This window comes from Haloferax sp. S2CR25, from assembly GCF_031624535.1.
Taxonomy (GTDB): Archaea; Halobacteriota; Halobacteria; order Halobacteriales; family Haloferacaceae; genus Haloferax; species Haloferax massiliensis.
Genome location: NZ_JAMQOO010000002.1, coordinates 146,193 through 168,043, shown reverse-complemented (window position 1 = coordinate 168,043; position 21,851 = coordinate 146,193). Strand labels below are relative to the sequence as shown.

The 21,851-nt window shown below is 67.2% G+C and carries 21 protein-coding genes and 2 tRNA genes; 10 read left to right on the top strand and 13 right to left on the bottom strand.

The window, feature by feature from the left end; genetic code table 11:
- Positions 1–44 precede the first annotated feature (44 nt).
- Positions 45–119 (bottom strand) — tRNA-Val (locus NDI65_RS06120).
- A 45-nt stretch (positions 120–164) separates the two neighbouring features.
- Positions 165–239 (bottom strand) — tRNA-Val (locus tag NDI65_RS06115).
- 240 nt (positions 240–479) lie between these two features.
- Between NDI65_RS06115 and trpD the strand changes: the two genes are divergently transcribed.
- From trpD to trpG, 4 genes are read left to right on the top strand one after another with little or no spacing between them, the layout of a single operon-like run.
- Positions 480–1,475 (top strand): anthranilate phosphoribosyltransferase, encoded by a 996-nt coding sequence (trpD, locus tag NDI65_RS06110; RefSeq protein ID WP_089781476.1) that lies wholly within the window; start codon positions 480–482, stop codon positions 1,473–1,475.
- A 1-nt stretch (position 1,476) separates the two neighbouring features.
- Positions 1,477–2,142 carry a phosphoribosylanthranilate isomerase gene (gene trpF / locus NDI65_RS06105; RefSeq protein ID WP_089781478.1) on the top strand — a complete coding sequence of 222 codons (666 nt, stop codon included), beginning with the start codon at positions 1,477–1,479 and terminating at the stop codon, positions 2,140–2,142.
- Positions 2,139–3,713 (top strand): anthranilate synthase component I, encoded by a 1,575-nt coding sequence (gene trpE / locus NDI65_RS06100; RefSeq protein WP_089781480.1) that lies wholly within the window; start codon positions 2,139–2,141, stop codon positions 3,711–3,713. Before trpF ends, trpE begins: the two co-directional genes overlap by 4 nt.
- Positions 3,710–4,330, top strand: coding sequence for an anthranilate synthase component II (gene trpG, locus NDI65_RS06095; RefSeq protein WP_089781482.1), 621 nt, complete (start codon positions 3,710–3,712; stop codon positions 4,328–4,330). Before trpE ends, trpG begins: the two co-directional genes overlap by 4 nt.
- Positions 4,331–4,424: 94 nt before the next feature.
- On the opposite strand, the gene NDI65_RS06090 is transcribed toward trpG, so the two are convergent.
- Positions 4,425–4,637 (bottom strand): hypothetical protein, encoded by a 213-nt coding sequence (locus tag NDI65_RS06090; protein WP_042662454.1) that lies wholly within the window; start codon positions 4,635–4,637, stop codon positions 4,425–4,427.
- 535 nt (positions 4,638–5,172) lie between these two features.
- On the opposite strand from NDI65_RS06090, the gene NDI65_RS06085 reads away from it, so the two are divergent.
- The 3 genes from NDI65_RS06085 to NDI65_RS06075 all read left to right on the top strand — a co-directional run bounded on the left by NDI65_RS06085 (position 5,173) and on the right by NDI65_RS06075 (position 9,573).
- Positions 5,173–8,268, top strand: coding sequence for an adenosylcobalamin-dependent ribonucleoside-diphosphate reductase (locus tag NDI65_RS06085; protein ID WP_089781484.1), 3,096 nt, complete (start codon positions 5,173–5,175; stop codon positions 8,266–8,268).
- Between the two features lie 405 nt (positions 8,269–8,673).
- Positions 8,674–9,102 (top strand): type IV pilin N-terminal domain-containing protein, encoded by a 429-nt coding sequence (locus NDI65_RS06080; RefSeq protein WP_089781486.1) that lies wholly within the window; start codon positions 8,674–8,676, stop codon positions 9,100–9,102.
- Positions 9,103–9,573: a type IV pilin N-terminal domain-containing protein gene (locus NDI65_RS06075; protein WP_089781488.1), complete on the top strand. Its 471-nt coding sequence runs from the start codon at positions 9,103–9,105 to the stop codon at positions 9,571–9,573. It abuts the gene before it with no gap.
- A gap of 173 nt (positions 9,574–9,746) precedes the next feature.
- Here NDI65_RS06075 and NDI65_RS06070 read toward each other — a convergent pair whose 3' ends face one another.
- The 4 genes from NDI65_RS06070 to NDI65_RS06055 all read right to left on the bottom strand — a co-directional run bounded on the left by NDI65_RS06070 (position 9,747) and on the right by NDI65_RS06055 (position 12,182).
- The gene (locus tag NDI65_RS06070) at positions 9,747–9,935 is read right to left on the bottom strand and encodes a hypothetical protein (protein ID WP_089781490.1); all 189 of its coding nucleotides are present in this window, start codon (positions 9,933–9,935) and stop codon (positions 9,747–9,749) included.
- A 51-nt stretch (positions 9,936–9,986) separates the two neighbouring features.
- The gene (locus tag NDI65_RS06065) at positions 9,987–10,547 is read right to left on the bottom strand and encodes a DUF1684 domain-containing protein (protein WP_089781492.1); all 561 of its coding nucleotides are present in this window, start codon (positions 10,545–10,547) and stop codon (positions 9,987–9,989) included.
- A 62-nt stretch (positions 10,548–10,609) separates the two neighbouring features.
- Complete coding sequence (locus NDI65_RS06060) at positions 10,610–11,593, bottom strand: aldo/keto reductase (protein ID WP_310893483.1); 984 nt, start codon at positions 11,591–11,593, stop codon at positions 10,610–10,612.
- Positions 11,594–11,915: 322 nt separating this feature from the next.
- Positions 11,916–12,182 (bottom strand): hypothetical protein, encoded by a 267-nt coding sequence (locus NDI65_RS06055; RefSeq protein ID WP_089781496.1) that lies wholly within the window; start codon positions 12,180–12,182, stop codon positions 11,916–11,918.
- Positions 12,183–12,520: 338 nt separating this feature from the next.
- On the opposite strand from NDI65_RS06055, the gene NDI65_RS06050 reads away from it, so the two are divergent.
- On the top strand, positions 12,521–12,820 hold the full coding sequence (locus tag NDI65_RS06050) for a transcriptional regulator (protein ID WP_089781498.1): 300 nt from the start codon (positions 12,521–12,523) through the stop codon (positions 12,818–12,820).
- Positions 12,821–12,829: 9 nt separating this feature from the next.
- On the opposite strand, the gene NDI65_RS06045 is transcribed toward NDI65_RS06050, so the two are convergent.
- From NDI65_RS06045 to NDI65_RS06020, 6 genes are all read right to left on the bottom strand, one after another.
- Complete coding sequence (locus tag NDI65_RS06045; protein ID WP_089781500.1) at positions 12,830–13,765, bottom strand: DMT family transporter; 936 nt, start codon at positions 13,763–13,765, stop codon at positions 12,830–12,832.
- 114 nt (positions 13,766–13,879) lie between these two features.
- Positions 13,880–15,211, bottom strand: a complete 1,332-nt coding sequence (locus tag NDI65_RS06040) for an oligopeptide/dipeptide ABC transporter ATP-binding protein (protein WP_089781502.1) — start codon at positions 15,209–15,211, stop codon at positions 13,880–13,882.
- A complete protein-coding gene (locus NDI65_RS06035; RefSeq protein ID WP_089781504.1) occupies positions 15,204–16,397 on the bottom strand; it encodes an ABC transporter ATP-binding protein in 1,194 nt (397 codons plus the stop codon). Before NDI65_RS06035 ends, NDI65_RS06040 begins: the two co-directional genes overlap by 8 nt.
- Before the next feature lies 1 nt (position 16,398).
- A complete protein-coding gene (locus NDI65_RS06030; RefSeq protein WP_042662443.1) occupies positions 16,399–17,463 on the bottom strand; it encodes an ABC transporter permease in 1,065 nt (354 codons plus the stop codon).
- A 6-nt stretch (positions 17,464–17,469) separates the two neighbouring features.
- On the bottom strand, positions 17,470–18,468 hold the full coding sequence (locus NDI65_RS06025; protein ID WP_042662442.1) for an ABC transporter permease: 999 nt from the start codon (positions 18,466–18,468) through the stop codon (positions 17,470–17,472).
- Between the two features lie 3 nt (positions 18,469–18,471).
- A complete protein-coding gene (locus NDI65_RS06020) occupies positions 18,472–20,103 on the bottom strand; it encodes an ABC transporter substrate-binding protein (RefSeq protein ID WP_089781506.1) in 1,632 nt (543 codons plus the stop codon).
- Between the two features lie 177 nt (positions 20,104–20,280).
- Here NDI65_RS06020 and NDI65_RS06015 point away from each other — a divergent pair, with 177 nt between their 5' ends.
- Positions 20,281–20,919 carry a ribonuclease H gene (locus NDI65_RS06015; RefSeq protein ID WP_042662440.1) on the top strand — a complete coding sequence of 213 codons (639 nt, stop codon included), beginning with the start codon at positions 20,281–20,283 and terminating at the stop codon, positions 20,917–20,919.
- Between the two features lie 178 nt (positions 20,920–21,097).
- Entirely contained in the window at positions 21,098–21,823 is a 726-nt protein-coding gene (locus tag NDI65_RS06010) for a hypothetical protein (protein ID WP_089781508.1), read from the top strand.
- The last annotated feature ends 28 nt before the right edge of the window (positions 21,824–21,851 follow it).

The following is a 21,851-nucleotide window of genomic DNA, read 5'->3' as shown; positions in this document are numbered from 1 at the left end:
CGAGAGACACAGAGGTCTCTCGCGGTCGTGGCGTCGGAGAGAAGTGGGTTGGGGCAGATTTGAACTGCCGGCCTCCTCCATGTCAAGGAGGTGTCATAACCAGACTAGACCACCAACCCGGTGTGTTGCGAACATCGCCGAACGCCGAAACGCGGGAAGAGGAGTGGGTTGGGGCAGATTTGAACTGCCGGCCTCCTCCATGTCAAGGAGGTGTCATAACCAGACTAGACCACCAACCCGGTTACGGTGCTTCCCGCGTCCGTTCGGACGTATCTCTCCGTTGTCCGGGGTTACAATTTAAGCTTTCGAATCGGACTACGTGCGGCGATTCGGGTCACAGCGCGGTCCCGCCGTCCGTCGCGGTCGATTCGCCCCGAGCGGCGACCGTTCGGTGCCGGCGATTTTCGCCAGCCCGACACGCTTAAGCCGATGTACGAATTTGTACATCGTAACCCGAAGAAGTACATCGGTGATTACCAATGCAGGATTATATCGAACGTGTGACCGGCGGTGCGGACCTGACTGTCGAGGAGGCGCGCGACGCCGCGCGGGCGGTCTTCGAGGGCGCGACCGAGGCGCAAATCGGCGCGCTCCTCGCCGCGCTCCGGGCGAAGGGCGAGACCGAGGCCGAAATCGCGGGGTTCGCGCAGGGGATGCGCGACGCCGCCCTGACCATCGAGCCCGACCGCGGGCCGCTCGTCGACACCTGCGGCACCGGCGGCGACGACTACAACACCATCAACGTCTCGACCACGAGCGCGCTCGTCGCGGCCGGCGCGGGCGCGGCGGTGGCCAAGCACGGCAACTACTCCGTCTCTTCGTCTTCTGGGAGCGCCGACGTGCTGGAGGTCGCCGGCGTGAACGTCGAGGCCGACCCCGAGTCCGTCGAGGCGTGCATCGATGACAACGGCGTCGGCTTCATGCTCGCGCCCGTGTTCCACCCCGCGATGAAGGCCGTCATCGGCCCGCGGAAGGAACTCGGCATGCGGACCGTCTTCAACGTCCTCGGGCCGCTGACGAACCCCGCCGGGGCCGACGCGCAGGTTCTCGGCGTCTACGACGCCGACCTCGTCCCCGTCATCGCCGAGTCGCTGTCGCACATGCCCGTCGAGCGCGCGCTCGTCGTCCACGGCTCCGGCATGGACGAAATCGCGCTCCACGACGCGACCACGGTCGCCGAAATCGACGGCGACGAAATCACCGAGTACACCCTCACGCCCGCCGACCTCGGCCTCGAACGGGCCCCCATCGAGGACGTCGCCGGCGGCACCCCGCAGGAGAACGCCGCCGACCTCGAAGGCATCCTCACCGGCGACGTGACCGGACCGAAGCGCGACCTCATCCTCGCCAACGCCGGCGCGGCCGTCTACGTCGCCGACCTCGCGGACTCGCTGGAGGAGGGCGTCGAAGTCGCCCGCGACGCCATCGAGTCCGGCGCCGCGAAAGCCAAACTCGACGCGCTCCGGGAGGCGTGAGATGACCCGCGTCAAAGTGTGCGGCGTCACCGACGAGGCCGACCTCGACGCCGTCGACGCGGCCGGTGCCGACGCCGTCGGTGCCATCTGCGACGTGCCCGTGGACACGCCCCGCGAGATTCCCCGCGAGCGCGCCCGCGAGCTGTTCGCCGCCGCGCCCCCGTTCCTCACGACCGTCCTCGTGACCATGCCCGACTCCATCGACCACGCCCGCGACCTCGCCCGCGAGGTCGGCCCCGACGTGCTCCAACTCCACGGCGACTTCGCGGCCGACGACCTCGACTCGCTCCGCGCGACGGGCGTCGGGGTCGTCCCCGTCGTCGACGCCACCGACCTCGACCGCGCACGCGGCCTCGCGCCCGTTGTGGACGCTATCCTCGTCGACACGCCCTCCGCGTCCGGCGCGGGCGGCACCGGCGAGACCCACGACTGGGACGCCTCGCGCGAACTCGTCGAGGCGGTCGACGTACCCGTGATTCTCGCGGGGGGTCTGACGCCCGACAACGTCGCCGAGGCGGTTCGGACGGTCGAACCCTACGGCGTCGACGTCGCCAGCGGCGTCGAATCCGCCGGCGGCGTCAAGGACCACGACGCGGTCCGCGCCTTCGTCGCCGCGGCCAAAGCGGCCCGCGGAGCGTCCGACGACCACGAGGAGGTCGTCGCGTGACGACCCCCGACACCGGCCGCGAGGAGTTCGTCGACCTCGTCGGCGACGCGGACGAACCGGTCGTGACGCACCTCGTGACCGACCTCGACGTGTCCGTGGACCCGCTGGCCGCGTACACGACGCTCGCCGACCGAAGCGACTACGGCTTCCTCCTGGAGAGCGCCGAGAAGGTCTCCTCCAGTAACCCGCAAGGCGCGTTCTCCGCGCCCGCGACGGCCGCCGACTCCCACGCGCGCTTCTCGTTCGTCGGCTACGACCCGGAAGCGGTCGTGACGGTCGGCCCCGACGGCGTCGACGTGACCGACCTCGGCGGTCCCGCCGCCGAGTTCGTCGGCGCGGGCGACGGCGACGTGCTCGACTCCCTGCGCGGCGCGCTCCCGGACCTCCCGCGCGTCAACTTCCCCGAGACGGACCGTCAGACGCTCACCGGCGGGCTGGTCGGCTTTCTCGCCTACGAGGCCGTCTACGACCTCTGGCTCGACGAGGTCGGCCGCGAGCGCCCCGACACCGACGGTCCGGACGCCGAGTTCGTCCTCACGACCCGGACGCTCTCGTTCGACCACCGCGAGGACGCCGTCCGCCTCGTCTGTACCCCCGTCGTCTCGCCCGACGACGACCCCGGCGAGGTGTACGACGGCGTCGTCGCCGAGGCCGAGCGCGTCGCCGAAAAGCTCCGCGCGGCGGCCGACCCCTCGCCCGGCGGCTTCGAGCGAACCGGCGAGGACGCCGGCTCCCGCGAGGACTACGAGGCCGCGGTCAGAAAGACGAAAGAACACGTCCGCGACGGCGACATCTATCAGGGCGTCATCTCGCGCACGCGGAAGCTCCGCGGACAGGTCGACCCCGTCGGCCTGTACGCCTCGCTGCGCGAGGTGAACCCCTCGCCGTACATGTACCTGCTCCGGCACGGCGACCGGCGCGTCGTCGGCGCGAGCCCCGAGACGCTCGTCTCCGTGCGCGGCGACCGCGTCGTCGTCAACCCCATCGCGGGGACGTGCCAGCGCGGCTCCGGGCCGGTCGAGGACCGCCGCCTCGCCGGCGAACTCCTCGCGGACGGAAAGGAGCGCGCCGAGCACACGATGCTCGTCGACCTCGGCCGCAACGACGTGCGCCGGGTCTCGACGCCCGGCAGCGTCCGCGTCGAGGACTTCATGAGCATCATCAAGTACAGCCACGTCCAGCACATCGAATCGACCGTCTCGGGGACGCTCGACCCCGACTCGGACGCCTTCGACGCCACGCGGGCGACGTTCCCCGCGGGGACGCTCACCGGCGCGCCGAAGGTCCGCGCGATGGAGATTATCGACGACCTCGAAGACGAGCCGCGAGGCGTCTACGGCGGCGGCGTCGGCTACTACTCGTGGACCGGCGACGCCGACATGGCAATCGTCATCCGGACCGCGACGATCGACTCCGGCGGCGCGGAAGACGCCATCACCGTCCGCGCGGGAGCCGGCATCGTCGCCGACTCCGACCCGACCTCGGAGTACGAGGAGACGGAACAGAAGATGGGCGGGGTGCTCGACGCCGTCCGCCGCATCGAGTACGAGACCGAGGAGGCGCCGCAATGACGGCGATTCGGCTCGTCGTCGTCGACAACTTCGATTCGTTCACGTACAACCTCGTGGAGTACTTCTCCGAGCAGACCGTCGAGGGCGAACCGCTCGACATCGAGGTGCGCAAGAACACCGCGTCGCTCGACGAGATACGCGACCTCGACCCCGACGCCATCGTCGTCTCGCCGGGGCCGGGCCACCCGAAGAACGACCGCGACGTGGGCGTGACGAACGATGTGCTCACGGAACTTTCGACGGAGATTCCGACGCTCGGCGTCTGTCTCGGCCTCGAAGCCGCCGCGTACGCCTACGGCGGCACTATCGGCCACGCGCCGGAGCCGATTCACGGCAAGGCGTTCCCCGTCGACCACGACGGCGAGGGCGTCTTCGCCGGCCTCGAAGACGGCTTCCCGGCCGGGCGCTACCACTCGCTCGTCGCCACGGACGTCCCCGACTGCTTCGACGTCTCGGCGACGACCGACCACGACGGCGAGGCGCTCGTGATGGGCGTTCGCCACCGCGAGTACCCAATCGAGTGCGTCCAGTTCCATCCGGAGAGCGTGCTCACGGGGTCTGGACACGGCGTCGTCAGAAACTTCCTCACAGAGGTCGCCGGCTTCGACGTGGCCTGAGGCCTGAGACCGGTCAGGCGCAGAGACGTCGAGACGCGACCGAGCGGATGCGACTGCGGTCTGCTGTTCTCGGTCCGGCGGCTGTGCCGCCGCCTCAGAGGACGTTGATGCCGAAGAACGAAAGCAGCAGCAGCGCGCCCACGACGATGGCGGCGATAGTGACCAGTCGCCACGCGATTTTGAGGAACAGTCGGCCGACGAGGATGACGACGGCGACGGCCGCGAGCACCACGAGCATCTGACCGAGCGGGCCGGAGAGCAGGCCGCCGAGCTGTAACGGGGTGAGTGCGAGGGAAGTCAGTACCATACCACGATATGACTCCCGTGAAGTGGATAAGCTTGTGGGCGGTCTCGTCGCGCGGTTCCGGCGTGATTTTCCCGCCGAAACGACCGATTTCGGCACCCCTGAGCGACTGGCGAATTTGAACATATGAATTCTGATAGTTGTATGAGCGGTGACTATCAGGCCATCCTTTATAATCTCCCCATTGATGCGAGACACGTCACCATGCGACTGGTTCAGCGGCTTCGTCTCCCCCCTCACGTTCTACTGGATATACCGCTTCCGTCTGTCGATTTTGGGCGTCACGATTTCACTTCCGCTCCGCTCTAACTACGGTTATGTGGCTTCCGTCCGTCCTATGAATCCGTGCACTTCGGACCCGGTCGTCGGCCGTCGGCGTAACTGCACTAATTATGATACGTTCGGCGGTCGAACCTCCGAGTTCGAAGCCCTTAACCAACCACGCAACACACACCAATATCGTCACCAATGAGCGGAATTTCCGGACACTATCGACGCGACCTCGCCCGAACGCGGCTCGGGCGGGAGGGACAGTAAGATGAGCGACGCGAACCTCTCGACGGACGAACTCGTGCTTCCGGTCAAGCGGACCGAAGGCGAGACCCTCGAAGCGCGGATGACGGGCAACGCCTACAACAACATTCTCCCCGCCCGCTATCTCCGCAAGGACGCCGACGGCGACCTCGTCGAGACGCAGGAGGACCTGTTCCCCCGCGTCGCGAAGAACATCGCGCTCGCCGAGGCCGTCTTCGAGGCCGAAAAGCGCGACATCGAACTCACGGTCACCCCCGACCTCATCAAGCCGGACCACCCGCGCCGCGACGAACTCGCCGCGGAGGTCTTCGGTAAGGGCGTCACCGCCGACGACGACGAGGCCGAGGCGACGCTCTCGGTGTACAACGTCAACAAGTTCGCCTACGACACCCTCGTCCCCGAACTCCCCGAGGAGGTCCGCGAGGTCGTCGTCGAGAAGCGCGAGACGTTCCAGGACATGATGGAACAGCTCTCCTTTATGCCGAACTCGCCGACGCTCATGAACGCCGGCGACGAACTCCAGCAGCTGTCGGCCTGCTTCGTCGACTCCCCGGGCGACGACATCACCGACATCCACCAGACGGCCAAGGAGGCCGCCGAGGTGTTCCAGTCCGGCGGCGGCATGGGCTACGCCTTCTGGAAGCTCCGCCCCTACGGCGACGCGGTCGGTTCGACCGGCGGCATCGCCTCCGGCCCCATCACGTTCATGCGGACGTTCGACCAGATGTGCGAGACCATCGCGCAGGGCGGCGCGCGCCGCGGCGCGCAGATGGGCGTCATGCGCGTCAGCCACCCCGACGTCATCCAGTTCCTCCACGCGAAGAACAAGGACGTCTCGCTCGCGCACACGCTCCGCCTGAACGACCCCGACGACTTCACCCACACCAAGTTCGTCGATGCGCTCGACGAGGCGCGCGAACTCATCGACGAGGACGGCCGCGTCCCCAAGCACCTCCGTAACGCCGTCGAAGGCCACCTCTCGAACTTCAACATCTCCGTCGGCATCACCGACGGCTTCATGGAGGCGCTGTACAACGACGAGGAGTTCGTCTTCACGAACCCCCGCACCGAAGAGCCGCACGTCGCCACGCCCCAGACGAAGGAGATCTACGACATGTTCGGTCTCGGCGAGTACGTCGAGGTCGGCGAGGTCCTTTCGGTCCCCGCGAAGGAGCTCTGGGACCAGATTATCGAGGGCGCGTGGGAGAACGGCGAACCCGGCGTCGTCTACCTCGAACGCGCGAACAAACAGCACTCCTTCGACGTCGAGAAACACCCCGACCACCGCATCCTCGCGACCAACCCCTGCGGCGAACAGCCGCTGGAGGAGTACGAGGCGTGTAACCTCGGGCACATCAACCTCTCGACGCTCGTCGCGGAGGACTCCCCCGACTGGCGCGTCTGGTACGACGCCCACGGCGACGAGTACGACTCGCTTGAGGCCGCGACGGAGGCGTTCCTCGAAGACGCCGTCGACTGGGAGGAGTTCAACCACCGCATCGAAAGCGGCACGCGCTTCCTCGAAAACGTCGTCACGATGTCGGACTTCCCGGTCGAGAAGATCGAGGAGAAAGTCCGCGAACTCCGCAAGATCGGTCTCGGCATCATGGGTCTCGCCCAGCTGTACATCCAGCTCGGCGTCCGCTACGGCTCCGACGAGGGCAACGAAATCGCCCAGCAGCTCATGACCCACATCAACCACGGGTCCAAGCGGGCCTCCCACGAACTCGCCGCAGAGCGCGGCCCGTTCGAGGCGTGGGAAGACTCGAAGTACGCGAACCCGACGGAGTACCGCGAGTGGTTCGAACACCACACCGGCGAGTCCGCCGACGACTGGGAGGACGGCTACCCCATCCGCAACCACAACACGACGACCATCGCCCCGACGGGCACCACGTCGATGGTGTCGAACACCACCGGCGGCTGCGAACCCATCTACAACGTCGCCTACTACAAGAACGTCTCCGACGACGTGCAGGGCGACGAGATGCTCGTCGAGTTCGACGACTACTTCCTCCGCGTGCTGGAGGCCAACGACATCGACGTCGAGGCCGTCAAGCGCGAGGCCCAAGACCAGATGGCCGCAAACGAGTTCGACGGCGTCGCCTCGCTGTCGACGGTTCCGGACGCCATCTCCGAGCTGTTCGTCGTGACCTCCGACCTCGCGGGCATCGAGCACGCGGGCGTCCAGTGCGCCCTCCAGAGCGGCGTCGACTCCGCCATCTCGAAGACCTGTAACTTCCCGAACAGCGCCTCGAAGGAGGACATGGACGAGGTCTACCGCTACATCTACGACCACGGCGGCAAGGGCGTCACCGTCTACCGCGACGGGACCCGCTCGAAGCAGGTGCTCACCACGCGCGCGAAGAACACCGAGTTCTCCGACGACGAGGAGGCCGCCGAGGCCATCGTCTCGCAGATTCGCGACGTGTTCGGCGACGTGGAGGCGTTCCTCGAATCCGAGGAGGTCTCGGACCTCATCGGCAGCGAACTCGAACTCGCCTTCGCCGACTCCCCGAGCGACGTCGGCAAGAAGCGCCCCCGTCCGGACGTGCTGTACGGCGTCACCCAGCGCATCGACACCGGCTACGGGAAGCTCTACGTCAACATCAACGAGGACGAACACGGCGAGCCGTTCGAGCTGTTCGCCAACATCGGCAACTCCGGCGGCTTCACCGCCTCCTTCACCGAGGCGCTCGCCAAGACCGTCTCCACCTCGCTCCGCTCGGGCGTCGACCCCGAGGAGATTGCCAACGAGCTGAAGGGCATCCGGAGCCCGAAGGTCGCCTGGGACAAAGGAGAGCAGATTAACTCCATCCCGGACGCCATCGGGACCGCCATGCGCCGGTATCTCGACGGCGACATCGACAAGGGCTACCCGCAACAGCAGAACCTGACCGAGGTCGAAGCCGAGGCCGCCGCGGCCGAGGACGCGGACACCGACGGCGGGGTCGCCGTCGACGACGGCTCCGATTCCGACGCCGTCGCGGACCTGCTCGCGGCGGGCGAGAGCCCCGAGTGTCCCGAGTGCGGCGAGATGGACCTCTACTACTCCGAGGGCTGTAAGACCTGCCAGAACTGCGGCTGGTCCGAGTGCTGAACGCGGGCCAGTAACATCCGCGGTCGCTGTCTCGTCTCTCTTCCGCTCTGTTCTTTGCGACTTCTCCACTCCGAGCCTGTGCGGTCCAGTCTCGCGGACGTGTTCGACGACGTCGTATGCGACCGTCGGAATCGAATGAAACGCCCCCGAGGACATGTCAAATGTCCTCAGAAAGCGTCTCTCGAAGGGGGGTAGTTAGGGACTTAAACACAGTATAAACAGTATATTAATGTCCTAATTCCGGCTCGAAATTGCCCATTAATCTGGCACGTAGATTTAAGTTATCCCGGAGATACCGGTCGGGTGGACACACCGCGACGGGTGCCGGGCAGGGATGCTGGCAGCGACGACCGCGCCACTAGCGTCCTCGGCGAGCGATACCGTCCCGGGTGTCGGACATAACGCATGCAACTCAAACATCTCTTCACGGAAGACCGTGCAGTCAGTCCCGTCATCGGGGTTATCCTGATGGTGGCGATTACAGTGATTCTCGCAGCCGTCATCGGCACGTTCGTTCTCGGACTCGGTGACCAAGTCAGCGAGACGGCCCCGCAGGCGAGCTTTAGCTTCGATTACGACGGCACCGACAACCTGACGATTACCCACGAGAGCGGGGAGCAGATTGCCGCGAACCAGGTCACCGTAACCGGTAACTTCAGCAACTCCGGTAATAACTGGACCGCTTACGGTGGCTCCGATCCGATCTCCGCAGGTGGGTCCGCCGTCGTAAACAACTCTGATGGATTCGCTGACGGCGACACCGTTCGCGTCGTCTGGAACTCGCAGAGTGGCAGCACGTCCTCCACGCTCCAGCAGTGGACCTACAACGGATAGATGAATTTCAAACAACTCCTCGCTGAGGACGACGCGGTGTCGCCGGTCATCGGCGTTATCCTCATGGTCGCAATCACGGTGATTCTCGCGGCCGTTATCGGGACGTTCGTCCTCGGTCTCGGCGACCAGGTCGGCGACACTGCTCCGCAGGCGAGCTTCGGGTTCGACTACAACGGCACCGCCCTCACGGTCACCCACGAGAGCGGTTCTTCCATCGACGCCGCGCAGGTCAACATCACCTCTTCGGTTGCCCTTAACGACTCCACGGGAACTGAACTCGCCGGGGCGAGCGGTACGACCGGCACTTGGAAGTCGATATCCTCGGATTCGGAGATTACTGCCGGGAGCCAAGTGACGGTTGTCGAGCAGAACGCCGACGACCTCTCAACCGCGACTGTTCGAGTCATCTGGACCTCCGAGAGTGGCAGTAACTCCGCCACGCTTCAGAGCTGGTCCGGTCCCGACGCCTGAACGCAACACCGCCTTTGCGGCATCGTTTTCTTCCGACCCACCCACCGAGCCGCGGCTGACTCGACTCCCGCGAAGCGTGTCCGGCCGCGTCGCTGGCGCGCGCTCAGACAGACGAACTGCGCCGTCGCGAGAACAGCCGGTTCTTCGCCGTTACAACGAGGGATACGCCGGTCTCAGACCGGGCGGCCGTCTTCGGACGTGCCGACTAGCCACGTTCCGAGGGTGAGCGCGCCGGCACCGACGATGACCGCGTAGGACATCACCTGTGCGGAGTTCGGTAGCGTTCCCGGCAGCATCGCGATCGTCCCGACGATCATCAGCGCCATCCCGATGACGGCTTTCTTCGAACTGAGCAGTCCCATGTCGGTCTCTCCGGAAGCGTCCGATATGGAACTTGCGCTTTCGCGTCGCGGTTACTCGTAGTCCTGTTCGCCGGCGGGGACGACCACGTCGAGCCAGTTCTCCTCGGGTGGAAGCGGACACTCGAAGGCCTCGGTGAACGCGCAAAACGGGTTGTACGCGAGGTTGAAGTCGACGACGACCTCGTCTAACTCGTCGAGTGGCGCGTCGGGCGTGAGTTCCATGTACCGACCGCCGTTGTAGGTCTGCTGGCCCGTCGTCTTGTCGCGGAAGGGGACGAACAGCGTCGGCGAGTCGTCGTGTTCCTGGCGGTACGCCCCGAGGGAGAGGTCAGTGTCGCGGAGTTCGAAGTGGAACGTGGCGACGCGGAGATACCGGACCTCGCCGTCGGTCGAGGTGTCCATCGTCACCGGCTCGGGGTCGGCGTGCGTCTCGACCGACGCGGTCACGCGGTAGTCCGGGTCGGGGTCGAAGTAGTCGAGGCCGTCGAACTCGTCCCGCTCTTCCGGCGGAATCGGCGACTGCGGGTGCGACCCGAAGAAGTCGTCTTTCTCCTCGCGCTTCGCCCGGAGTTCGGAGACGTAGGCGTCGGCGTCGAACGCGTGGTCGGTCATACGCGCCGATACCCGCCGGCGACACCTACACCTGACGGTTCGAGGGCGCGGCGACGAACCCGCTATCCGGAAACGCGGCGCTTGGCGACCGAGATGCGTTCGAACTGGTCGGGCGTGAGGTCGATGTCCGCGGCCGCGACGTTCTCGCCGAGTTGGTCGACCGTCCGCGCTCCGACAATCGGCGCGGTGACCTGCGGGTGATGCATGAGCCACGCGAGGCTGACCTGCGCGGGCGACGCGCCGACCGCCTCGGCGACCTCCTCGACCTGTTCGAGCGCGTCGAAGTTCGACGGCGTGAGGTAGGAGTCGGCGAACCGCTGGTCGTTCGCCGCGCGGGAGTCCGCGGGCGGGCGCTCGTCGCGGGCGTACTTGCCCGTGAGAAACCCGCCGGCCAAGGGCGACCACGGGACGACGCCGATGTCGTAGTCGGCGCACATGTCGAGGTAGTTCCCCTCTATCTCGCGGTTGACGGCGTTGTACCGCGGCTGGGCGACTTTAAACGGCTCGTAGCCGCGCTTGTCGGCGAGTTCGTTCGCCTTGACGACTTTCCACGCGTTCGGTTCGAGCGTCGAGGTGCCGAGGTAGTTCACCTTGCCGTCGCGGACGAAGCCGTCGAGCGTCCGCATGAACTCCTCGACCGGGGTCTCGTCGTCCCACCGATGGATGTACAGCAGGTCGACGTAGTCGGTGCCGAGTCGGTCGAGGATGCGGTCCATCTGGCGGCGGAGGTGTTTCCGGTTGAGGCCGCGGCCGTTGGCGTCCTCTCGCGTGGGCCAGAAGATTTTCGACGCGACGACGAAATCCTCTCGGTCGCGTTCACCGAGCCAGTCGCCGATGTACGTCTCGCTGGCACCGTCGCCGTACATGTCCGCGGTGTCGATGAAGTTCCCGCCGGCGGCGGCGTACGCGTCGAGCAGTTCGTGGGCGCGGTCGCGGCCGACCTCGACCTCGCCGTCGTCGTTCCGCCGACCGAACCGCCACGTTCCGAACGCGAGTTCGGAGACCGTCGTCCCGGTCCGTCCTAATGGAACCATCGCGAGCGACATACCGAATCCGAAGACCGGACCGGGGTAAAGCCACTCGATTCCCGACGGTCGAAAATGAGGAACGTGCGGCGGTGGCGGGTCGACGCATCGAGCGCCCGAGAGACGCGAGAATCGCGGAGGGAGCCGCGCCGGAGGCGCTCGCGGAGGAGAGACCGAGAGTGTCGGAGGTGGGAGGATGTGGAGGGGACGCGGAGGTGGGAGGATGTGGAGGGGACGCGGAGGTGGGAGGATGTGGAGGGACGGAGGGACGGAGGGACGCGGAGGGAGAACGCAGGTCGCGTCGGTGCGCGAACCGTCGGATGCGTGTCGGCGACCGTCTCGCCTACGACCGGGCGTAGTTGTGCCCGATGACGAGCGCGAGCGCGTTGAGTGCGAGAAGCACTCCGAAGACGGTGAACTCGCTCGCTTCGAGGCCGCCGAACAGCAAGGGCAGATACAGGAACGGGAGGGCAACGGCGGCCCAGAAGCCGACGAACCGGAGCGGTGCGGCGACGAGTTCGAAGCCGAGGCGAAGCGACCGTTCTTCCGTTACGACCTCGCGGAGTTGGGAGAGGCGTTCACGGGGGACCGTGGATGGGGAGTTCGACATTGGTTGGGGGGCACCTACGAACACAACATGGTGCGGAGGGGTCATAATTAGGTGCGAGAATTCGATTCGTTTCATACTCGTTTACTCGCGACCGTCGGATAAACGTGAAATTTCATAGGCTGACGAGCGACGGCCTAATACTTTATACTCGGTTCTAACTCTTTTATTCAGAGAACATTCAGCTGTTCCTGAACAGTCCGGAAATCCTGATTTTCCCGAATTTCGATTGACCAGACTCGGCGCTCGGTGCGCCGGCCCGCGCGGTTCGTCAGTCGGTCTGAGGTTCGGCCGCCGTCGCTCCCGCAGGGATTTACCCCGCGAGCGCGACTGTCGGGGTGATGCCCGAACTCAACCGCGTCGCAAAGCGCATGTACAACATCCACCCGAACGCCATGCGTCTCGTCGTCGGCGAGGAGATAGACGGCACGTTCACGTTGGAGAGCGCGGAGTTCTTCCAGACGGAGTTTCAGGCCGAGGGGCGGTGCGTCGACGACGACGCGGTCTATCGGTTCGCGACGACGGAGAACAACGACGCCGTCGTCGTCGGTCGACAGCGCCCCGGGGAGGACGGCTGGTCGATGGTCGGAGAAGTAGAGACAGTCGAGCGGGCGGACGCGGCGGATACGACGGACGCGTAGCCGCGTGTTTCAGTCGGCCGCGCCCGCGCCGTCGCCGAACCGATAGCGGAGTTCGCGCCGAATCGCCCCGCGCTTCAGGAGGACGAACCCGAGGAAGATGAGCGCGAACCCGCCGACCGTGGACGAGGTGGGGACCTCGCTCAGGAACGCCCAGCCGGCGAGCGCCGCGAAGACGGGTGCAACGTACGAGACGAGGTTAATTTCGATGGGACCGAGCCGCGCGAGCAGGTCGAAGTAGATGAGGAAGCCGAGCGCGCTCGCCGCGAGCGAGAGGTACGCGAGCGCGGCGACCGACTGGACGGTGAGGTCGACCGAGCCGATGCTCTCGCCGAGCCCGACGGACGCGACGTGCATCAGGCCCGCCCCGAGGAGCATCGACCACGCCTCCATCGTCTCGATGGGCATCTCCGAGTCGACCCGACGGGTCAGGACGGAGCCGAGGGCGAAGGCGGCGGCCGCGCCGAAGATGAGCAGTTTCGCGACCGTAGCGCCGGCGAGGAGGTTGCTCGGGTCGAGTTCCGAGAGGACCGCGACGCCGACGAGGCCGAGGAGGAGGCCGACGACGCCGAGCGCGGTGAGTCGCTCGCTCGGGAGCAAGAGTCGGGCGAACCCGGTGGTGAGAACCGGGCTGAGGCTCACGATGACGGCGGCGGCGGCGCTCGTCACGGTCGGGTCGGTCTCGCCGATGAACAGAAGCGCGTGGTACGCGGCGATGAGAAACACCGCGCCGATGGCGATTTCCGTCCACTCGGCTCTGCCGCGTGGGACCGGCGAGTCGGTGGCGTACAGCGCGTAGGCGAGCATCACGACGCCGGCCACGTCGTACCGGAGGGCGGCGAACAGCACCGGCGGGAAAAAGTCGAGTCCGGCCTTTATCGCCATGAACGCGGAGCCCCAGACGGCTGCGAGGACGACGAACAGTCCGATGTTTCGGTACCGTGTCACAGCGTTGGTGCACCGGGGAGGTGCCTGAACGTTTCGTTACGGGGCGGTTTCGCCGGTGCCGCGAGGGGGGAACGGCCGAGCAACACCCGCCGGCCGCCAGCCTGCGACCGCGACTCAGTCGTCCGCCTCGACGGCCGCGCCGGCGTTCGTCTCGATGACCGTCACCTCGTCGGAGCCCTCGTAGAGGTGACACGCCGCGGGGTGCGGCGCGTCGCCGACCGCGGGGCGTCGCGTCTCACAGGGGCTCTCGAAGCGTTCCCGTAGCGTCTCGCCGGCGCGGTCGGCGTCGCCCTCGGCGAGGTGGCCCAGCGCCGTGTCGACGACGCCCGCGACCTCGCCGCGGAGTTCGGCGTCGACGTGTCGCGCGCGCGCCTCCTCGATGAACGCCTCCGCGTCCTCCCGGTCGGGGTCGGCGGCGTCCCAGACGTGGTCGGGGTTCACGTCGCCGACCGCCAGCGCGTCGCGGAGGTCCATCACGGCGCGGTAGGTCTCCTGTTCGATGTCGAGGTCGTCCGGGGGGATGACCCGCGGGCACCGCGTCCGGAAGCGACAGCCGGACGGCGGGTTTCGCGGCGACGGCACGTCGCCCGACAGCGCCTCGACCCGACGGCCGTGTTCGGCCGTCGAGGGCCGGGGCACGCTCTCCAACAGCGCCTCGGTGTAGGGGTGTTTCGGCGACTCGAACAGCTCGTCCGTCGGGCCGAGTTCGACGATGTTGCCGAGGTACATCACGGCGACGCGGTCGCAGATGTGCCGGACGACGGAGAGGTCGTGGGCGATAAACAGATACGTCAGCCCGAACTCCTCCTGCAAATCGTCGAGCAGGTTCAACACCTGCGCCTGCACCGAGACGTCGAGCGCCGACACCGGCTCGTCGAGGACGATGAACTCCGGTTCGAGCGCGAGCGCGCGGGCGATACCGACGCGCTGACGCTGGCCGCCGGAGAACTCGTGGGGGTAGCGGTCGAAGTGGTTCGCGGAGAGGCCGACCCGCTCTAGCAGGTCGGTGACCCTGTCGCGCCGCCACTCGCGTTTGGACTCGCCGTCGGCGGTGTCGGGAATCCCGTGAATCCGCAGCGGCTCGGCGACGATGTCGCCGACGGTCATCCGGGGGTCGAGGCTCGAAAACGGGTCTTGGAAGACGATTTGGGCGTCCCTGCGGAACGCCTTGAGTTCGTCGTCGTCCATCTCGAAGACGTTCTTCCCGTCGAACGTGACCGCGCCGCCGGTCGCCTCGCGGAGCCGGAGCAGGGTTTCCCCGGTCGTGGACTTTCCGCAGCCGGACTCGCCGACGAGTCCGAGCGTCTCGCCGCGGACGATGTCGAACGAGATGCCGTCGACCGCCTTGACGCTCGTCGGGTCGCGCCCGAGGAGGCTGTCGACGAGCGAGTCCTGTTCGAAGTAGTACTTCTGGAGCTCCCGAACCGACAGAAGCGGTTCAGTCATCGGCGCTCACCTCCGGGTCGGCCGCCTCGGCCCCGTCGACCGAATCGACGGCGTCCGAGGGGTCGAACTCCTGTTCGGCGAGGACGCACCGGACGCTGTGTCGGCCGTCCAGTTCGTACTCGGGGATGCGGGTCAGACAGTCGGTCATGGCTTTGGGGCACCGGTCGGCGAAGTAACACGCGTCGGGCATCTCCGAGTCGAGCAGACTGGGGACGTTACCCGAGATGGGTTCGAGGCGGCCCGAGGGGTCGTCAACGTCGGGAATCGACCCCAACATCCCCTGCGTGTACGGGTGGACGGGGTTCTCGAAGATGTCGGCGAGCGGGCCGCGCTCGACGACCTCGCCGGCGTACATGACGCCGACGCGGTCGCACATCCGGGCGATGACGCCGAGGTCGTGGGTTATCATCAGGATGCTCATCCCCTCCTGTTCCTGCAGGTCGCGCAGCAGGTTGAGAATCTGCGCCTGAATGGTCACGTCGAGCGCGGTGGTCGGCTCGTCGGCGATGAGCACGTCCGGCTCGCCGGCGAGCGCCTGCGCGATCATCGCGCGCTGGAGCATTCCCCCGGAGAACTGGTGGGGGTACTCCTCGGCGCGGTCCTCGGGGTCGGGGATACCGACCTGGTCGAGCAGTTCGACCGCGCGGTCCATGCTCTCGTCGTCGACGTAGCTCTTCGAGGGGAGAAGCGAGTCCCTGATGAGCGACGCGAGCCCGTAGCCCTGGGTGCGCGAGCGCGTGCTCCGCGGGTTCGACCGGGCGCGGCGCTGGACCTCCACCGCTTCGGCGATCTGCTCGCCGACGGTTATCGAGGGGTTGAAACTGCTCATCGGGTCCTGAAACACCATGCTGAACGACGGGCCGCGGAGCGACCGGCGGACGCCCTCCGGGAGCCGCCGGATGTCGACGAGGTCGCCGTCCACGGCGTCTGGCTTCGACCCGCGGAACTCCTCGGCGAGGTCGGCGTTGCGGTACCATATCTCGCCTTGGGTCACGCGACCGGGCGACTCGATGAGGTCGATGACCGACAGCGCGGTCACGGACTTGCCGGACCCCGACTCGCCGACGATGCCGAATATCTCGCCGTCTTCGACGTCGAACGAGACGCTTTCGACCGCGTTGACCTGCCCCTCCTCGGTGAAAAAGCGGGTCGAGAGGTCGCGGACGCTGAGAATCGTGTCGGCCATCTCAGACGCCCCCCTCCCCTTCGATGCCGGGGTCGAGCGCGTCTCTGAGCCAGTCGCCGACGAGGTTCAGCCCGATGACCGTCACCACGATAGCGAGGCCGGGCATCGTCGAAATCCACCACGCGGTGGACTGGTACTGCCGGCCGAGGGCGATGTCGAAGCCCCACGACACGTCGGCCCCGGAGAAGCCGAGGAACGACAGCGCCGACTCCAGCAGGATGATGGCGGCCACCTGAATCGTCGCCAACACGAGGATGGGCGTGATGGCGTTGGGGAGGACGTGTCTGAGCATCGTCCGCCCGTCGCTCGCGCCGAGTGCCTTCGCGGCCTTCACGTACTCCTCCTCGCGGATGGAGAGCGCCTCGCCGCGGGCGACGCGGGCGAACCACACCCAGTTGACGAGCGCGACGACGACGATGACCGTCCCCGGGAGGACGACCGTCCCCGGCATGCCCGTCGGTAACCCGACAGCCGAGCGGAACGCCGGGGCGAGTCCGGTGGCGACGAACGGGTCGGGAATCGGCGCTTGGGCCTGTCCCCAGACGCCCACGAGGGCGATTGCGAGGACGAGCGACGGGAACGCGAGCATGATGTCCGCGCTCCGCATCAGGACGTCGTCCACGCGCCCGCGGTAGAACCCCGCCGACAGCCCGACGAGGACGCCGATGAGCGCCGCGAGCGACGTGCCGAACAGGCCGACGAGGATGGACGTTCTCGCGCCGTAGATGACGCGGGAGAGGATGTCCCGCCCGTTGCCGTCGGTGCCGAGCGGGTGTGCGACCGTCGCGTTCGTGTAGACGGTCTGCGTCTCGGTGACGACCTGTCCGTCCTCGATGACGACGCTCCCGTCTTCCATCTGTGTCACCTCCCGGGTCTCCGTCGTGCTGAAGCCGAGCGGCGGTTGCCGGGCGTTGTCGAGGTTCTGTTGGGACGGGCTATACGGCGAGATAAACGGGGCAAAGATGGCCATCGCCACCACGAGGACGACGACGACGATGCCGAGCTTCGCGAGGAGACTCCGTCTGAGCTCTCGGCGAAGGTTTCTGCGTGTGCGTTCCGATATCATAGAGCGTTAATCGTAGGCCACCTGCGGGTTGACGTAGGCGTACAGGGCGTCAACGAGGATGTTCACGAGGACGAACCCGACCGCGACGACGATGAGCGAGCCCTGTAAGACCGGCCAATCGCGGGCGTTGATGCTGTTGATGATGAGCGTCCCGAGCCCCGGCCACGCGAAGACGGCCTCCGTGATGACGGCCCCGCCGATGAGGGTTCCGAGTTGGAGACCGATGACGGTGATGACCGGGATGAGCGTGTTCCGAAGCGCGTGCTTGTAGCGGACCAACGTCTCGGGGAGCCCCTTCGCCCGCGACGCGCGGACGTAGGTCTGTCCGAGTTGGTCGAGCATCCCGCTGCGGGTGAGCCGCGTGATGAGTGCGGTGAAGTACGTCCCGAGCGTGACGGCGGGGAGCGTGATGTGCCACAGCCACGTCCCGAAGCCGCGTATCGCCGCGCCCGGGTCGCCGCCGACGAGAAGCAGCGCGATGCCGTCGAGGCCGATGGGACGCTGGCTCGTCGGGAACAGGTTCAACTGGACCGCGAGCACGAGGATGAGCATCACCCCCAGCCAGAAGTTGGGCGTGCTGATGCCGACCAGCGAGAACACCGTCGCGCCGTAGTCCGCGGGCTCGTGCCGCCGCGTGGCCGACAGGACGCCGAGCGGGATGGCGATGACGACGGCGACGACGGTCGCCGCGACGGCGAGTTCGAGCGTCGCCGGGAGCTTCGCCACGACGCGCGCCGACACCGGCGTCCGGGTCACGAGCGACAGGCCGAGGTCGCCGAACGGGATACCGGAGACGAACTCCCAGTACTGGACGTACAGGGGCTCGTTCAGCCCGAGTTCGGCGATGACCTGCGCTCTGACCTCGGGGTCGACGTCGGGGGGCAACAGCACGTTCGCCGGGTCCCCCGGCGAGATGAACCGGAGGCCGAAGACGACCGTGATGACCCCCCAGATGACGAACAGCCCCTGGAGCGAGCGCTTGATGAGGAACCTCGACAGCGACATCGACTACTGCTGGCTCATCGCGTACGCGTCGATGCGCTCGTCGGAGCGGGCCTCCCACGCGATGGCGTTGCTGACGCCGTAGACGCTGTACTGCTGGTTCAGGAATATCCACGGGCACTGCTCGTGGGCCATCGCGTTCGCCTCCTGGAGGGTCGCCTCGCGCTCCTCGCCGGACTGGTTGCCGGCCTGTTCGAGCAGCGCGTCGAACTCCTCGTTTTGCCACGTCGTGAGCGTCCCCTCGGAGGCGAGAAGCGCCTCCATGACGAGGCCGCCGTCGAACGTCGCCTCGCCCCAGCCGATGAGGAACCACGGCGGGCGGGCCTCGATACTGCCCGCGAGCAGTTCGTCGACGAGCGACCCGAAGTCGCGCTGGCGAACCGTCGCCGTGACGTTCGGGAGCTCGTCGATGTAGCCCGCGACCGCCTGCGCGACTTCGAGGTCCTTCAGGTAGCGCCCGACCGGCGTGTGAAGCTCGATTTCCGCGCCGGCGTAGCCGGACTCCTCGACCAACTGCTCGGCTTGGTCCGGGTCGTGCGGGTACGGGTCGATGTCGGGGTTGTGGCCGACGAACTCGGGGAGAGTGGGCTGGCCCGTCTGCGCGCCGAAGCCCCCGAGGACGTTCTGGACGATGCTTTCGAGGTCGATGGCGTAGTTCATCGCCTGCCGGAACTCCATCGAGTCGAACGGTTCGACGTCGTAGCGCATCCCGTTGTAGATGATGCGGGTCGACGGGGCCGCGGCGACGCGGGCGTTGTCGGAGTTGGTGACGCGCTGGACCTCCTGCGGCGGGACGTTGACGATGAGGTCGGTCTCGCCCTGCAGGAGTTGGTTGACGCGCGTGCTGGCCTCCGACGCGGCGCGGAAGGTGAGCGTGTCGACCGCCGCGGGCTCCCGCCAGTAGTCCTCGTACGCCGTGAGGACGACCTCCTCGTCTTCGGTGTACGAGTCAAGCTGGAACGGTCCCGTGCCGTTCATGTGCTGGCTGATGTACGCCTTGTCGTTCTCCTCGACCCACGACTGCTGCATCACGTCGAGGTAGGTCGCGAACTCGGAGAACACGATGGGGTTGAGGGAGGCGTTGTTGACCCTGACCGCGTTCTCGCCCTCGATGACCTCCGCGCCGGCGACGCCGGCGAGTTGGTCGCTCTGCGGGCTGGCGAAGCCGACCTCCTCGTCGACGACGCGGTTGATGCTGTAGGCGACGTCCGCGGGAGTGAGTTCGTCGCCGTTGTGGAACGTGACGTCCTCGCGGAGGTCGAAGCGGACCGCGTTCTCCCCGTCGATGCGCTCGTAGTTCGTCGCGAGCGAGGTCTGAATCGACCCCGCCGCGTCGCGGGTCAAGACGCCCTCGTACGCGTGGAGGACGACGATGTCCGTCGTCGTCTCGCGGTGGTCCTGCGGGTCGAGACCGGAGGGCATCTGCCCCTGCGTGATGGTCACGTCGAACGAGCCGCTGGCCTCGGTCGTCGTCGTGGTCTCGTCGGTTTCGGTCTCCTCCCCGCCGGTCGTCGTCTCGGTGGTCTCGGTCTCCTCCCCGCCGCCACCGGAACAGCCCGCGAGCGCCGCCGACGCCGCCGCGCCGCCAGCCAACTTAATGTACGACCGTCGACTAATGTGAGAATTGGTATCAGCCATCGAAGGTAGATTGAGTCGGTCGTTCTTATATCCATTGCCTGAGATTCGGCCCCGCATAGCGTTCTGACAATATATTGTGCGCAGTTATGCTCCCGGGGCATCGCCGCTGAACACACGGATGCGTCATCCCCCCAAACACGGGGTACGTTTATTACTGCCCATCGCGGAATCATTCGTATGGCCGTGACCGGCCGTCCCACACTTCGGGACTTGTTCGACGAGTCGCCGACGCCCCACATCGCACACCCGCCGCGAACGCATCAACGACACTTCTACGTCGCGACGGACGGGTCGTACCGCCCGAACGGCGGGGGACTCGGTGCGGTGATAGAGACCCGCGACGGCGAGCGAGTCGCCCGTATCGCACTCCCGGACGTGCCGCCGGACAACAACGTCTCGGAGTATCGCGCACTGCACCTCGGACTTGACGTGCTCGCCCACCGCGCGCCGCCGGGCGCTCGCGTCGGCGTCCTCGTCGACCACGACGACCTCGCCGCGAACGTCAACAACGCCGTCCTCGCCGGTGACCACCCCGACTGGAAGTCGCCGAAGCGAATCGTCGTTCCCGCCGGAAGCGAACACCACTGGCGGGGGATTCAGGCCCGCATCGCCGGGTTCGGCGAGCTACGCGCCGCGCGAATCGACAGCCGCGAGAACCCCGCGCACCCGCTGGCGAACGCGCCGGGCGAGTACGAACACGTCAACCGGCGCGCCGACCGCTGTGTGCTCCCCGACCCCCCGGAGTTCGAGGCCGACTCCGGGAGGGACGTGAGCTACCTCCCGCCCTCGCGGTTCGAGGGGCGCGCGAGCGACTGAGCGCAGAGCGTCGCTGAGACCCGTCCCGTTCGCCCCGCCCATCGAGTGGGCCGCCGAGCGCGAGCGGTCTCACCGGGCTGTCGCCTTCCCGGGGCGCGTCCCCCGGGCGGCCGTCCCGCCGCCGGCCGGTCTCCTCACCGTCACAAAGTTGACAACGCGGAGCGACGACGCCGGACGTATGGACTCCGCGGAGACCGTCGACACGTTCGACCCGCGGCGACGCGGACTCTCGCCGCTCGCCGCGACCGCGAGACGCCACGCGACACGACTCGTCGCCATCGGTCTTCTGACGGCCGTCTCCGTCTTCGCCGCTATCCGCGACCCAGGACTCCTCTCACCGACCGGCGGACTCCCGCCGACTGCCGGCGTCTCTCCGACCGCCGGTGTTTCGACAGCTGTCGCCGGAGTCGGCGACCCGACCTTCCTCGTCCGTCTCGAACTGGGCGTGCTCACCGGCACTCTCACCGCCGGCGTCTCGCTCGTCGCCCTCGCCGGCTGCGACCCCGCGGTCGACCTCCGCGCCGCCTCGGGGTGGTTGGCGGTCGCCGCCGCGGGCTTTCTCGTCGGGACCGTCGCCGCGCGGCAGTTCGCGCCGGGCCTCACCGACCTGCTGGTCGAATGGGGCCGCGTCGCGGCCGACTCACGCCAGTCGGCGCTCGAACTCGAACTGTTCTTCCCGGTCGCGGTCGGCGGCGGCGCGGCCGTCGCCCCGCTCCTGCTCGGACTGCGCCGCGCCGGCGCGCTCTCCCGCCGACTCGCCGGGACGACCAGAGGGCTGTCGCTCCTCTGTCTCGTCGCCTTCGCCGCGTGCTTCTCGCCGCCGGACTCGACGACCTTCGCGCTCTACGCGGCCCCGCCGGCGGTCGGACTGGGCGTCGCCGTCGCGTGGGTCGAGTTCGGGTAGCGATTCGAAGAAAAACCGAAGACAGATT